This is a genomic window from Corynebacterium sp. sy039, assembly GCF_007904105.1.
Taxonomy (GTDB): Bacteria; Actinomycetota; Actinomycetes; order Mycobacteriales; family Mycobacteriaceae; genus Corynebacterium.
In genome coordinates this window covers 388,420-403,116 of record NZ_CP042325.1, presented here as the reverse complement: position 1 = coordinate 403,116, position 14,697 = coordinate 388,420, and the positions used below count along the sequence as shown (strand labels likewise).

Below are 14,697 nucleotides of genomic sequence, written 5' to 3'. Positions count from 1 at the left end.
TACCTATAAGGGGGCAATGCGTTAATTCATACAAAAAGACAATTGCAGCACACCACTACTTCACTTAGAATGTGACCTGTACTACTTTATAGTATGAAGTGTCGTGCACCCTAACTAATGGAGTAAAAATGACTGACGTCTATATTTTGTCTGCTGCTCGCCTTCCAATTGGAAAATTTGGTGGATCTCTCGCCCATTTCTCCCCCACAGAACTAGGCACATTCTCCGCCCAGGCAGCCATTGAACGTGCAGGAATATCACCAGAAGATATCCAAGCCTCCGTAGCTGGAAATGTGATCCCCACCGAACCATCAGATGCATATATCTCCCGAAAAATCGCCCGAGCAGTAGGAATGCCAGATTCAGCCATAGCGCTCAATGTCAATCGCCTCTGTGGTTCTGGCGTACAAGCAATCGTTTCCGCAGCACAAACTGTTCGCGATGGTGACAGCGACATAGCACTAGTCACAGGTGTGGAATCAATGTCCAATGCCCCTTACTCCGTAGAAAATATGCGCAAAGGCAAAAAAATGGGTGAAGGCCGTCTTCTCGATTGGCTCACCGGCACTCTAGAATGCCCCTTTGGAACAGGCCATATGGGAGTTACCGCAGAAAATATCGCTGGCGACTATGGCATTTCCCGCACCCGACAAGATGAATTTGCCGCACAATCACAAACACGCGCGGCAGCAGCACGAGAATCAGGTGCCCACAAAGAAGAAATCGTGCCAGTGACAATCCACTCACGCAAAGGAACCACCCAGTTCCACACTGATGAGCATCCACGTGAGACAACCGTCGAAAAGCTATCGGCACTACCACCAGCGTTCAGTAAAGACGGCACAGTGACCGCAGGTAATGCCTCCGGAATTAACGACGGTGCTGCATCATTGATTCTTGCTAATGCACAGACAGTGCAAGAACAAGATCTGCGCCCGCTGGCAAAAATTATCAGTTGGGGCATTGCAGGTGTGGATCCAACGCGCATGGGGCTAGGGCCTATTGAAGCAGTACCAAAAGCACTAGCTAAAGCAGGATTAACTCTCGACGATATTGACCTCATTGAGTCCAACGAAGCCTTTGCTGCACAAGCACTCGCTGTCCAGGACAAACTCGGATTCGATCCGGAAAAAACAAATGTCTGGGGTGGCGCTATTGCACATGGTCATCCAGTAGGAGCTACGGGTGCCATTTTGACCACCAAAATTCTCTATGGACTTAAGCGATTGGGCAAGCGCTATGGCTTGGTAACCTTGTGCATCGGTGGTGGTCAAGGCATTGCACTTATCGTCGAAAATGCTACTGAGAGCGAGGAGGCATAAATGTCTACTATCAACTATGCACCTGCCACAGCACTACGCGCCCCCATTAAAAAAGCAGCGGTTCTGGGTGCCGGATCCATGGGCTCTGGTATTGCAGCGTTACTTGCTTCCACAGGTATTGATGTGGTTTTGCTGGATATGGTCGCCGAAGGTACCAATCGTAGTGAGCGAGCAGAAAAAGGCGTGGAAATCCAGCTCAAACGACGCGGTTTCTACCACCCCACGCTTGCACAGAATGTACGCACTGGTAACACTACCGACGACCTGGAATTACTGGAAGACTGCGATTGGGTTATTGAAGCAATTTTTGAGGATCTCGATGCCAAGCACGCGCTCTATCGCACAGTTGAGCCACACCTCAAGGCAGAGGCAATTCTCAGTTCTAATACTTCTACCCTCAAACTTGCCGACTTGGTTACCGGGGTACCACAACAGCGTCGGGAGAAGTTTGCGATCACACACTTTTTTAATCCACCCAAGATTATGCGATTAGTGGAGCTCATTTGCAGCGAGCACACAGCTGCCACAACTGAGGAAACACTCAGGCTAGCTATTGAGCACCAGCTTGGGAAAGTAGCACTTGACTGCCGCGATACACCAGGGTTTATCGCTAATCGCGTCGGTTGTTTCTGGTTGGCAGCAGGTGCACATATTGCGCGCAATCAGGGTGTTTCCTATGAGCTTGCCGACGCTACCTTTGGTAAAGCATTCGGCATTCCTCGTACTGGTATTTTCGGATTGCTTGATTACATCGGGTTGCAATTAGTGCCACACGTATGGGGTAGCCTTGAAAAAACTTTGCCAGCACACGACGGTATTCATACATATCCGCTGGCACACGATGAGTTTATTGCAGCGCTCAATGAACGCGGCTTAACTGGCAGAACTGGCGATGGTGGTTTTTATCGCGGACGCGATGAAGTAATTAACGAAAATTACGAGTACGTCAAACGTACTGCGCCAAATGATCCTGCAGTGGGCTTAAAGAATCCTCGTGAAGTAGTTGAGACAGACTCTGCAGGTGGACGCTACGCAAAGGAATTATTCCTCACCACTCTTAAGTATTGCTGCGAAGTCGCACCAGAAATTGCTGATAACGTGGAACTCATCGACCAAGGACTGATTCTAGGTTTTGGGTGGAAATACGGCATTTTTGCTCTTGCCGATAGCATTGGCGTCTCCTGGTTAGAGCAGCAATATCCAGCTGATGAGGTGCCTGAGCTTTTGCGCGCTGCCGCCACACATGGTGGTTTTTATCACGGCGATAAAGTTGTCGATAGCACAGGAGCTATCGTGGCTCGGCCAAAACGTGCAGGTGCAGTGTCCATTGCGGAATTACTCAACAGCGGCCAGGCTACCACCATCATTGACGACGATGCAGCTTCTGTCCACAGACTCTCAGACGGCATTGCCCTGCTTGATTTGCATACTCCACTCAATTCACTTTCCCCTCAAGCACTTGAGGTCATAAGCCGCACCCTTGCTGAACGTGAGCAACACGACATTAAGGCTTTGGTCATTGGTAATGATGAGTCACGTGCTTTTTGTGCTGGTGCATTCCTGCAAGGAATTGCAGACGCAGGTGCTTCCGGGGATCAAGCACAGGCAGAAAAGCTATTGCGACAAGGTTCTAAGGTTATGCGTGCCCTACGTACCAGCCCAATTCCTATTGTTGGTGCAGTACGCGGCGTCGCCCTCGGTGGCGGAGCAGAATTATTAGTCTCTTGTGACCACGTTGTCGTTCATGCTGACACTAAAATTGGTTTCCCAGAGCGCAATGTAGGCCTATTCCCTGGTTGGACTGGCACTGTCGCAACCCTGGAGAGACTATATAACGCAGGGGTGAGCGAGTTCCACCACAAGGCATTTGATCTTGTTGCTGGTGCTCAGCAATTGCCTAATGCGTTTTATGCTCGAGAAGTAGAGCTGGTTCGCGCTGATGATGTGATTGTTTTCTCTAGCGATCTCGTATTGGCTCAAGCCATCGAGAGCGCTCGTGCCTTGCTTGCTCACTACTCGCCAAGGCAGAATACAATCATCCCGCTGTATCAAGGTGATACTGCGCTCGACAACAAGTGGCCCATTCCAGACACTACCGAGACTGACGCTGTCATTGTTCATGCTTTGGCACAACACTACACAGCAGAGGACGGCATCACAGAATTGAGCTTTGATGAGTTCTGCGAGCGAGAAATCGCTTTCGACGCTCCTCTCGTGGTTTTGCCAGCAAATGTTGAGCGTGCGCAGCATATGGCGCAGACTCGCAAACCGCTCAAGAATTAATTGAGAATTAATTGAGCGCCACGATCGAGTTAAGATCGGGCTAAGAGCGCTAAGGCGCAAAAACTCCCGCTATATCCGTGTGATGTGATATAGCGGGAGTACGCATCTTATTATCCTGCTGCGCAAAAACTAGCGATATGCAGACATTCCGGTGAGTTGTTTACCGATAATCAGGCTTTGGATTGTATCGGTGCCTTCATAGGTATGCATTGTCTCGATATCAATGAAATGGCGAATAACGTGGTTCTCCAGCAAAATACCAACGCCACCCAGCATATCGCGAGCGTCGGCAGCAATGCGCCTAGCAGCACGCGTATTATGCAGTTTTGCAAAAGATGCTTGCTCGGCACGTAACTCGCCTCGCGCTTCACACTCAGTGACCTTACGTACTACCAACATCATTTGATTGAGATCAAGCAGCATATTGGTCAGACGCTGTTGAATGATCTGATTCTTTGCCAGCGGGCGACCAAATTGGTGCCGCTCGAGCGCGTACTCGCGTGCTTTTTCATAACAAGCAACAGCAGAGCCTAATGCCATCCATGCCACACCTATACGAGTTGCTGTCAAAACAGATGCAACATCCTTAAAAGATCGCGCGCCAGGTAGTTGTGCACTCAACGGCACACGGCAATCTGTCAGGGTAATTTCTGCTTGATAAATCGCACGTAATGCTGCTTTACCCGTTTGCGTCACGCCCTTGTAGCCAGGAGTGTTCTGTGGAACAACAAATCCAGAGACTTCACCATCTTCAGTGCGTGCCCAAATCACAGTAACGTCACCTACTGAGCCATTACCAATCCAGCGCTTCTTACCATTAAGTACGAATTCGTCGCCGTCCCGAACAGCGGTAGTCTCTAAAGCAATGGAGTCAGAGCCGTGGTCTGGTTCTGTCAGACCAAATGCGCCCAGTTTTTCTGCTTTTGCTAGACCATCGAGCCATTCTTTCTTTTGTTCGTCAGAACCAAGCATCGCGATAGAGCGCATTGCTAGGCCAGCTTGAACAGCGATAACAGTGCCCATAGATGGGTCAATGCGTGTAATCTCCATGAGAGTCAAACCGGCGGCAAGAGGAGACATTTTTTGGTGCCCCTCAATATCTAGGCCGTCGGTAAGTAGGTCTAATTCTCCAAGGCGGCGTACGAGATCTAGCGGGTATTCGCCTTTATCCCAGCAATCATTAATTTTCGCGTGACATTCATCTTGGAATGAGCGAGCACGAGCCCAAATGGCTGCGTCTTCTTCGCTGATGTCATCAAAAACTCCAAGGAAATCTGTTGTTTTTTGGAAAAGATTATGACTCATTTCCTATCCCTTCGTCCCAGCATACGAGAAAAATATCTTCCAAGATAGTGACACACATCTCACTTACTGTCAAGGCGTGAGTTAAAATAAAAAATAATGCAAAAAGTTATACAACTCCCAGAAGTTACCCTTGCACACAAAAAGGCTGCACAGCACCCCCTTCCCCACCCAAATAGGAAGTTACCCTTTTATAAAAGTTGGGTTCTCCAACAAGTAATGCCATTTTTGTGCTTGACATCACTATGGAGAGTGATTAGGGTAACAAATATGGTGCAAATAGTCACCAGTCTCAATATGCGCAATGACATATACAAGTCATATAAAACGCTTGGCCATATACTGCACTCCTATTATCCAGCCGTATCCAGGCCAGCCGCTTATATGTAAGGGAGAATTCATGTCACACAAAATTGTTAAAACACGCGAAGAAGCACTTGAGGGACTTGAAGACGGCATGAGCATTGCTGTCGGCGGTTTCGGTATCTGTGGTAATCCACTGCAGCTCATCGAAGGAATTGTAGATAAAGGAACAAAAGACCTTGTTATCTATTCCAATAATCCTGGAACTCAAATCAACAATAATGAGCACCTTGGCCTAGCAAGACTTTTTGACAAACACCGTGTCACAAAGTTTGCCGGATCATATATTGGATTCAATAAGGAATTTGAGCGCCAATTCTTCGCAGGTGAAATTGAAGTAGACATTATCCCCCAGGGCACGCTAGCAGAGAAAATGCGCGCTGGCGGTGCTGGTATTCCAGCTTTCTATACCGCAACCGGTGTCGATACCCCACGATCCGACGGTGGTCTACCGATTCTTCATGACAACGGTAAAGTCATCAAAGCATCTGACCCCTTAGAAACTCGTGAGTTTACTTTTAAGGGAGAGAAACAAAAATTCGTTCTCGAAGAAGCAATTACCACTGACTTCTCCTTGATTCGCGCATATAAAGCAGATCCAGAAGGCAACCTGGTTTTCCGCAAGAGTGCTGGTAACTTCAACGCCGACGCAGCTACTTGCGGAAAAATTTGCGTTGTTGAGGTTGAAGAAATGGTCGAAATCGGCGAACTCGACATGAATGAGATTGATGTCCCAGGCATTTACGTCAATCGCATTTTGCCCCTCACTCCAGAACAAGCAGCGAACAAAGAAATCGAGCGGCGCACAATTCGCCCACGCAGCACCGGTGGCGACGAACGCCCACAAGACCCACAAAAGCCAGAGAAGGGCTGGTCACGACTACAAATAGCTGAACGTGCCGCACAAGAGCTTCACGACGGAGAATATGTCAACCTCGGTATCGGTATGCCCACAGCTGTATCAAACTACCTACCAACCGGCATTAACATCACGCTGCAATCAGAAAATGGTCTTCTCAAAACCGGCCCATATCCTTATGAAGAAGATGTAGACCCTGACCTCATCAATGCCGGCAAGGAATGTATCACCGTCCTACCTGGTGGCTCTGCTTTTAGTTCTTCGCAGAGTTTTGCCATGATTCGTGGCGGTCATCTTGATGCGGCTATTCTTGGCGCGTTGGAAGTATCCCAAAAAGGCGATATCGCAAACTGGGGTATCCCTGGCAAGAAGATGAATGGCATGGGTGGTGCAATGGATCTCGTTAAAGGCGCACGACGGGTAATCGCCATTATGGATCATGTTTCACCAGTTGATGGATCGTCACGCATTCTCAAAGAATGTTCATTGCCTTTGACCGCGAAACAAGCAATCAGCAGAATCATCACAAACTTGTGCGTGTTTGATGTGGCGGAACATGGGCTCATTCTGCGCGAATTAGCTCCTCATGTCACTCTCGACGATGTCGCAGCGGTTACCGACGCAGACTACACTGTTGAACTCGATAGTTAATCCACTGCTTGACGTCGTATAGCAAAAGGAGGCTGGCAAGTGACCAGCCTCCTTTTGTTGTGCTTTTATGTGCACTACTTGTACACGTGGAATTCGCCGTTGTTGTCCTTGTAAACGATGTCGCCAGCGTAAGCAATTTCGCCACATGGCAAAGCAAGTGCAGTGAGATCCATGGTTTCGATCTCTGGCTGTACGAACTCTTCACCAGCGAACCACTTTTGGAATGCACTAACAGCAGTGCTAGAACCACTGAAGGTGTGGCGCTCCCACATGGTTACTCCAGAGATGACTTTTTTGTCAGCAGGCGCATTCTTCTCAGCAACAGCTGTAGCAAGTACAGGAGTAGCAGCTGCGAGGCATACTGCAGCAGAAGCTGCAACCATAACAAGTTTCTTCATTTTTTCTCCATTCGATACTCGAACACAACGCTATTCAGCATAACCCAAAAATAAGGTTTACACAAGAGATTCCTGAGAAAATAATAAGATTATTTTAGGGTAAAGAAAAATGTTCCAAGACGCGCTTGGAACATTTCTATATCAGGATAAACAAGCACCACTACATAGTGCTTAGTTCCTTACTTCTTCAACGCAGTCTTAGACTCATCAAGACCTAGCGCTTCAACAATAGTGAAGAAAAGATCAGTCTGGTCAGTCAAACCAGCAACATTAGCCGCATTAGGACCAAAAGCAGCAATACGCAACTGAGTACCAGTATGACCCTCATTTTCAACATCAACATTCTCAGAAGTTGCATAACCAATGGTCATTTCCCCACCGTCTTTAGTCTTCAAGACACTAGACAAACCTGGGTAAACAGTTGCACGAGCTTCTTCAACGCTAATGTTCTTAGCCTGAGCAATCTCCTCAATATCTTCCTGGCTCATACCATCAACAATCTGGCTGGTATGTGCATGGTCAGCAGTCACAACCACCAAAGTCTGCCCATCTTGCTTAGCGAACTCAAGTGCCTTTTGCACCGCTTCATCAAGATCAGCAGTCTCACCAATCTGACCACATGGATTTGCCATATGGTCCTGCTTATCAATCGATGCACCTTCTACCTGCAAGAAGAAGCCTTCTTCTTTGTCTTTAAGAAGATCAATTGCTTTTTGCGTCATATCTGCCAAGCGTGGGATATCAGCAGTACGCTCATCGTTTTCTGCACACTCTTGTGCTGGCTTAAGGTATCCCTCTTTAGTAGCCTGCTCACCTTTCCAACGAACTGGCATATTTCCATCAGAGAACAAACCAAGAACAGGCGCATCCTGATCTGCCTTAGAAATTGCGTCTAGCTCTTCCTTGTTCTTAACAACCTGGTAACCACGCTCTTTTGCTTGATCAAGCAGAGTCTTATCTTTCCACTCACCAGCCTTAGCAGTCTGGTTGAAGCTCTTGAGTCCACCACCAAGGGTCACATCTGCACGAGTGTCCAAAATTTGCTCAGAGATTGAGCCACGTCCACCCTTTTCTAGCAGATCGTCGCCACACTTCTCAGCATCGTCAGGACCATAGCACTTACGCTTTGCCACGTGTGCTGCCTGCACAGCAGGAGTTGCATCTTGAATCTCTGCAGTAGAAACGTTACCTGTTGCTTTGCCATTGGCCTTAGCAATTTCCAGGATTGTAGAGTGTGGATTGCCATCAATATCAACTGAGATAGCACCGTCGTAGGTCTTAGTACCGGTAGACCAAGCAGTACCAGAAGCAGCAGAATCGGTAACATAATCAGGAGTACCGTCTTTGTGCAAGGAGTAGTGAGTGTACTGACCAGTCACTGGCAAAGCATCTAGTCCCTTAAAGCTGCCACCAGCCCCTTCAGCAACGTTACGAGCAGCAGTGATCTCAGAGTCGCCCATACCATCACCAATGAGCAAAATAACATTCTTAGCACCACTAGCGCTGATAGCTTCTTTGAGAGCTTCACTTTGATCTGCCTCTAAACGACGAGCACCACCATGTTCCTTGAGTGTGCCTTTTGCTGCACGATCAACAGTATTACCCACAGATCCTGTGCTCTTGTCAGCCGAAGAATCAGAAGATGAAGATGATTTGGTTGTTTCTTTGCTTTTTGCCGCTGCAGTATCAGCACCAGTAGAACAAGCACCCAGCGCCAAAAGTGTACTTACACTGGTCACAGCAACCGCGCTGCGAATTGCAAGAGAACCAAATAATTTCTTAGACATATCCATACCTTTTCTTAGGGCATCCACTTCAGTATCCCTTAGTGGAGAAATAACTTTCCTCGGCAAGGCTAAAACATGGGAGTAAATGTTAAGTAAACCGTCAGTAGCTAAGGTATGAATCTTGGGCTAGTTTTATGCACTCATAATTTATATGGTTCCACCCACGTTTCCCCTGGCGTTGGGAAAGCCGCAATAGAAAAAGCTCTGCGCCCAGACATCGCAGTAATTTCTACAGTAGCGCCATCGACGAACACCTCACACTGCCCTGGTTCACACGTAACACAACGAGTATCCCCTGCATAATGGACTCTTAACAACCCTGGCTCATAAGAAATACTCACCCGGGCAGTACCCGAAGTATCAGCTAAAACTATCCTTTGCGCAACGTCGTTAAGCTGTGTCTGATAATGAAAAACACCATCTGCCGCCCCTTGAGGGAGGTCGGGGATGAGTAATTCTTGACGCACCACACCTTGATCAAGAATAAGACGCCGCGGCAATGTCAAAGAATGAACCCAACCTTCAGCATCCACTGAAGGAGTATCATCATGGGCTGGCAACCCCATCCACCCAAGCATAATCAGCGAATCTGCTATGTCCTGCTCTGGCTGCTCATAGCACACCTGAGGAGCATAGAAATGATGACCATAATCAAGCTCACTGAAACCACGTAGCACCTCAAAACGATTCCCCCGAAGGTGCCCAACGACATAGCCACATTGGTCACTGCTGGCATAATGCGTCATACCACAGCTATCAGTATGGGACACCAACCCCTGTGGGCAGAAAATGAGCACCTCATAAATTTGGCCATCATGCCTATCACGAATACTCACCAAATTCGGACATTCCCACATATATCCACCCGGAATAATATCTGGCGACGTACCCGGCTGGGCATTACTGAGATCAAAGTGCAATTCACCAGCAAAATCCCATGTGTCTAAATCATCAGAATGATAAAGAACAATTCCACCTGTTTCATTTTCCCGCTGCGCACCAAGAACCATGCGATACGTATGACCTCCATGAGGATCACGCGTAATCATAGGATCGCGATAGTGCTCGGTATAACCAGAAGCCGGACCATCGATAAGCGGATTACCCGGATTACGCCGATATATTCCCCCATGAGCGCCAGCAACATCGTGTACTAACACACTATTTTGACTTGTGAAACGAATGCGCTGCTGCTCCTGGTAGCGATAAAGATTGCCCGTGTAGAACAGACGAATGGCACCAGACTCATCACGAATAGCACCACCGGAATAACAACCGTTACTGTCATAGGCAGCATCGGGATAAAGCGCATCAGGATGATGTATCCATTGTGCGCGCGTACGCATATTCATGCTCACATGACCCCACCCAGTACGCTTAGGCGCAAAGGGAAACGCAGGATCTTTTTGGTAATACGCATGCAGGGTATCACCATCTACGAACATTCCATTGGGATCATTAAGCCTGCCGGTTGGTGCAGTGACATGATAACGCGGACGATAAAAAGCACACATAACTGGTCACCGATTACTCGGGGTGATCCTCACTCAAAATAACAGATTCAGTATCTTCTGGTCTGGCGTGTCGAATAGTGCCCAGCTCCCAGCAGTCAATATGCCGAGCAGTAAGCATAGCCAGAGCGCGCTCACGATCCTTGGCTGCCACCACAGCAACCATGCCAACCCCCATATTGAATGTTTTTTCCATTTCTTCCTGTGGTACCTGACCAACAGATTCAATAAAACGGAAAATCGGTCCTGGTGTCCATGTCCCCCGCGAGAGCTCTGCAACCAGACCCTCTGGAATCACACGCACCAAGTTACCTACTAAGCCACCACCTGTGACATGGCAGAAGGTATGCACATCACATTCGTCGGCAAGCGCTAAACAATCTTTAGCATAAATACGAGTAGGTTCTAGCAATTCTTCACCAAGAGTACGGTCTAGCTCCTCGACGTACCCTTCGAGCGGCAGACCTGCTTTCTCCAAGAGCACATGCCGAGCCAAAGAATAACCATTAGAATGCAATCCCGACGATGCCATCGCAATGACCACATCACCTGCACGTACCCGATCTGGACCAAGCAACTCATCTGCCTCGACCACACCCACTGCAGTAGCGGAGACATCATATTCACCTGGTTTCATTACACCAGGATGTTCTGCAGTTTCCCCACCTAAAAGCGCACAACCAGCTTGAATACAGCCCTGTGCAATTCCAGAAACAATCTGAGCCACGTGCTCAGGCACAACCTTGCCGATAGCAATATAATCTTGGAGGAATAACGGCTCTGCACCACACACCACAAGATCATCAACGCACATAGCAACAAGATCAATGCCGATAGTGTCGTGTTTATCCATCGCTTGCGCTACCGCAAGTTTTGTCCCCACCCCATCAGAACCTGCTGCAAGTAACGGCTCACGATACTTACCAAGCGCAAATAATCCAGCAAAACCGCCCAATCCCCCACGTACTTCTGGTCGGGTCGCTTTCTTTGCTAGTGGCGCAAAAAGTTCAACTGCACGATCGCCAGCTTCAATATCTACACCAGCAGCAGCATAAGAAACGTGTTCTTTTTCTTTAGTCATTTCCTCTTCCTCGCTTGTCAAGGTTTATCAAGGTTTTGTCAATACTTAACTTATTTTCATGTATTTATGTAGATGCACAATCGCATTATTGATTGCTATTCGACGCCCCCGCAGCTACCCCGCTGCAACGCCGACACCAACTCAGCATTGGCATTTCCTTCAGGCAAACCTAATGGATACACCCCGTCAAAACACGCACAACATAATTCCTCACGAGGTTGTTGCGTTGCTTCCACCATCGATTCTGTGGAGACATATCCTAAAGAATCAGCACCAATCGCACTACATACGCTCGCCACCATCTCTGTTTCATTGTCCCCAGTAACCACATTTGCAATGAGTTCTCCCGGACTAGCAAAATCAATGCCATAGAAACAAGGCCACTTCACTGGCGGCGACGCAATACGCACATGAACTTCCGCTGCCCCTGCCTCACGCAACATCCGAATCAATGCCCGTTGTGTATTGCCTCGCACAATAGAATCATCAACCACAATAAGGCGTTTCCCCTGGATCACCTCACGCAATGGATTGAGTTTTAAGCGAATACCCAATTGACGCAAGGTTTGTGATGGCTGAATAAAAGTACGCCCCACATAGGCATTTTTGACCAACCCTTGCCCAAAAGGAATACCCGATTCTTGAGCAAAACCCACCGCTGCTGGATTACCAGACTCTGGCACAGGAATAACTAAATCGCCCTGAGCAGGCCACTCTTTTGCTAATCGACGACCAATCTCAAGCCTGGTGGAATTAACATTACGCTCTCGAATCACAGAATCTGGTCGAGCCAGATAAACATACTCAAAAACACATCCCTTACGCTGTGGTTGAGCAAAGCGCTCTGAATGAATACCTGATTCATCAATCGCAATGAGTTCGCCCGGCTCAATCTCACGAACAAAAGACGCACCCACAATATCCAAAGCACACGTTTCCGAGGCAACCACCCAACCACGATCAAGCCTACCCAAGCATAGTGGTCGAACTCCCTCAGGATCACGCGCTGCATACAGCGTATGCCCATCAGTGATAGTCAAACAAAAAGCACCTTTAATCCGCGGTAATAGTTGCCTCGCAGAATCAAGCAACGTACGCCCTGTGGTGATTTTCTCTGCAAGCAGTGCCGTCATAACATCGGAATCAGAAGGAAACTCAGCAGCGGAAACTAATTTTTTTTCCTCAGCTTCATTCATCAATTCCAAAAGATTGACAAGGTTACCATTATGGCACAACGCCACATCAGTACCATCTGGAGCGACTCGGAACATAGGCTGAGAATTCTCCCACGTCACACCACCAGCAGTGGAATAACGAGTATGACCTACTGCAACATCGCCGCTGAGAGATTCCAAAGTTGGCTCATCGAAAATCTGAGACACCAACCCTAGATCTTTATATACAACGACTTGATCGCCGTCGCCCACAGCAATACCTGCTGCTTCTTGCCCACGGTGTTGCAAAGCAAAAAGACCAAAATACGCCAGTTTTGCTACTTCTTCACCTGGTGCCCACACACCAAAAACGCCGCATTCCTCTCGTGGAGCTTGCTCGTTTTTATCATCATAACCACATACATCTAGTGGATTTTTTAGCTGGTTTTTCGGCTGCTCAATCTGTGCCACTCACCTAATCGTAGTAGGTAGACCGAGGATAAACAATGTAACAAAATTAATTGCGCGAAAAATCTACTACCGGCAACCAATATGACACCTCTCGTGCACGTATTCCTGAGGTGCTGATCCTGGGATTGTCGTCGAAAAGCTCAATGCCCATTGCTACCCTTAGCCAAGTCAAGGGCGACATTTCCACCACATTTGGTGGAGTGCCCCTGGTATGACTCGGGCCTTGAATACACTGCACAGCCACAAAAGGCGGCACCCGAACTTCCACGCTATTACCAGGAGCATCCTCAGCAAGCGCACGTACACTCAACCGAACCGCTTGGGCTAATGCAGCGCGATCTGGCTTGTCGACGCCATCCGGATCCTTCACCCACGCCTGCACTGCTTCTAGCGCATGACGTATGTGTTGTGGCTCAATTTTCTTTTTCCCCATGAGGATTATCCTAATGTAAGGGCTATAGTAGCCACTGCCGACTTTTCGAGGTATTGTCCATATCATGTCTGCGAGCTCAACTGATCGTTCACCAGAGATAACCCTGAGATTTCTTGCTGCACCAACCGACGTGCTCATGGCAGGTAGCCACGGCATTGGGGGCGGTAGAGTATTGGAATGGATAGATAAAGCTGCTTACGCTTGTGCAGTGCAATGGTCTGGTACCTATTGCGTTACCGCTTATGTTGGTCATATTCATTTCACTCGCCCCATTCCGTCTGGCCACCTTGTTGAAGTGCGCTCTCGTGTCGCTATGACTGGGCGCAGTTCCATGCACATCATCAATGAGGTTCTCTCAGCTGATCCGCGTGATGGTATCTTCACCCGAGCTTGCGATTGTCTAGTTATCTTTGTGGCAATGGATACCGAAACTGGAAAATCAGTCGAAGTACCACACTTTAAGCCACGCAGCGAAGATGAAAAACACGTCCAAGAAGCAGCGACCTCACGCATAGAATTGCGCAAGGCAATTGAGGCAGAAATGGAGCGTCAAACCTATTCTGGACCTTCTAGTGCACCTCGACTCATCACCCGCTTTTTGGCTAAACCAACCGATGTGAACTGGGGCGGAAAAGTCCACGGCGGTACCGCAATGGAGTGGATTGATGAAGCTGCTGCTGCATGTACTATGGAATGGTCAGGAGAATATACAGTCGCAGTGTATGCAGGCGGTATCCGTTTTTACCAGCCAATTCATATCGGTGATCTCATTGAAGTTGACGCACGAATGATGCGTACCGACGAACGCAGTATGCAAATGTCTGTGCATGTACGTTCTGGTAAACCACAAGGCGGCCGCACTAATTTAGAAACCGCTATTCACGCCACCATTACGTATATTGGCATTGACGCAGACGGAAATCCATTACCTGCTAGACAATTTGTACCAATCACCGAAGAAGATGTGCGTCTTGCTGGTCATGCACAGACGCTAAGAGAATTACGTGCGAAATACTCGCCTCAACCACTGATCATCAATTCACAGCATTAATGAATTCTTTGTGTTGTGCGCGTTGTGCACG

At 48.2% G+C, this 14,697-nt stretch carries 11 protein-coding genes; 4 read left to right on the top strand and 7 right to left on the bottom strand.

Annotation, left to right across the window (positions count from 1 at the left end; genetic code table 11):
• The first annotated feature begins 128 nt into the window (after window positions 1-128).
• Together FQV43_RS01725 and FQV43_RS01720 are read left to right on the top strand one after the other, a co-directional pair.
• Window positions 129-1,322, top strand: a complete 1,194-nt coding sequence (locus FQV43_RS01725) for an acetyl-CoA C-acyltransferase (RefSeq protein ID WP_146338421.1) — start codon at window positions 129-131, stop codon at window positions 1,320-1,322.
• Window positions 1,323-3,605 carry a 3-hydroxyacyl-CoA dehydrogenase/enoyl-CoA hydratase family protein gene (locus tag FQV43_RS01720; protein WP_146338419.1) on the top strand — a complete coding sequence of 761 codons (2,283 nt, stop codon included), beginning with the start codon at window positions 1,323-1,325 and terminating at the stop codon, window positions 3,603-3,605. It abuts the gene before it with no gap.
• Between the two features lie 129 nt (window positions 3,606-3,734).
• Here FQV43_RS01720 and FQV43_RS01715 read toward each other — a convergent pair whose 3' ends face one another.
• Window positions 3,735-4,910 (bottom strand): acyl-CoA dehydrogenase family protein, encoded by a 1,176-nt coding sequence (locus tag FQV43_RS01715; protein ID WP_146338416.1) that lies wholly within the window; start codon window positions 4,908-4,910, stop codon window positions 3,735-3,737.
• A 397-nt stretch (window positions 4,911-5,307) separates the two neighbouring features.
• Here FQV43_RS01715 and FQV43_RS01710 point away from each other — a divergent pair, with 397 nt between their 5' ends.
• Window positions 5,308-6,780 (top strand): 3-oxoacid CoA-transferase, encoded by a 1,473-nt coding sequence (locus FQV43_RS01710; RefSeq protein ID WP_144273862.1) that lies wholly within the window; start codon window positions 5,308-5,310, stop codon window positions 6,778-6,780.
• A 74-nt stretch (window positions 6,781-6,854) separates the two neighbouring features.
• On the opposite strand, the gene FQV43_RS01705 is transcribed toward FQV43_RS01710, so the two are convergent.
• From FQV43_RS01705 to FQV43_RS01680, 6 genes are all read right to left on the bottom strand, one after another.
• Window positions 6,855-7,178: a hypothetical protein gene (locus FQV43_RS01705; RefSeq protein WP_144273861.1), complete on the bottom strand. Its 324-nt coding sequence runs from the start codon at window positions 7,176-7,178 to the stop codon at window positions 6,855-6,857.
• A 179-nt stretch (window positions 7,179-7,357) separates the two neighbouring features.
• Entirely contained in the window at window positions 7,358-8,965 is a 1,608-nt protein-coding gene (phoA, locus tag FQV43_RS01700; RefSeq protein ID WP_144273860.1) for an alkaline phosphatase, read from the bottom strand.
• A 140-nt stretch (window positions 8,966-9,105) separates the two neighbouring features.
• Window positions 9,106-10,479, bottom strand: coding sequence for a glycoside hydrolase family 32 protein (locus FQV43_RS01695; protein WP_146338413.1), 1,374 nt, complete (start codon window positions 10,477-10,479; stop codon window positions 9,106-9,108).
• A 13-nt stretch (window positions 10,480-10,492) separates the two neighbouring features.
• Entirely contained in the window at window positions 10,493-11,557 is a 1,065-nt protein-coding gene (gene purM / locus FQV43_RS01690) for a phosphoribosylformylglycinamidine cyclo-ligase (RefSeq protein WP_146338410.1), read from the bottom strand.
• 95 nt (window positions 11,558-11,652) lie between these two features.
• Window positions 11,653-13,182, bottom strand: a complete 1,530-nt coding sequence (purF, locus tag FQV43_RS01685; protein WP_144273857.1) for an amidophosphoribosyltransferase — start codon at window positions 13,180-13,182, stop codon at window positions 11,653-11,655.
• Window positions 13,183-13,228: 46 nt separating this feature from the next.
• The gene (locus FQV43_RS01680) at window positions 13,229-13,615 is read right to left on the bottom strand and encodes a sterol carrier family protein (RefSeq protein ID WP_146338407.1); all 387 of its coding nucleotides are present in this window, start codon (window positions 13,613-13,615) and stop codon (window positions 13,229-13,231) included.
• 64 nt (window positions 13,616-13,679) lie between these two features.
• Between FQV43_RS01680 and FQV43_RS01675 the strand changes: the two genes are divergently transcribed.
• Window positions 13,680-14,666: an acyl-CoA thioesterase gene (locus tag FQV43_RS01675; RefSeq protein WP_144273855.1), complete on the top strand. Its 987-nt coding sequence runs from the start codon at window positions 13,680-13,682 to the stop codon at window positions 14,664-14,666.
• The last annotated feature ends 31 nt before the right edge of the window (window positions 14,667-14,697 follow it).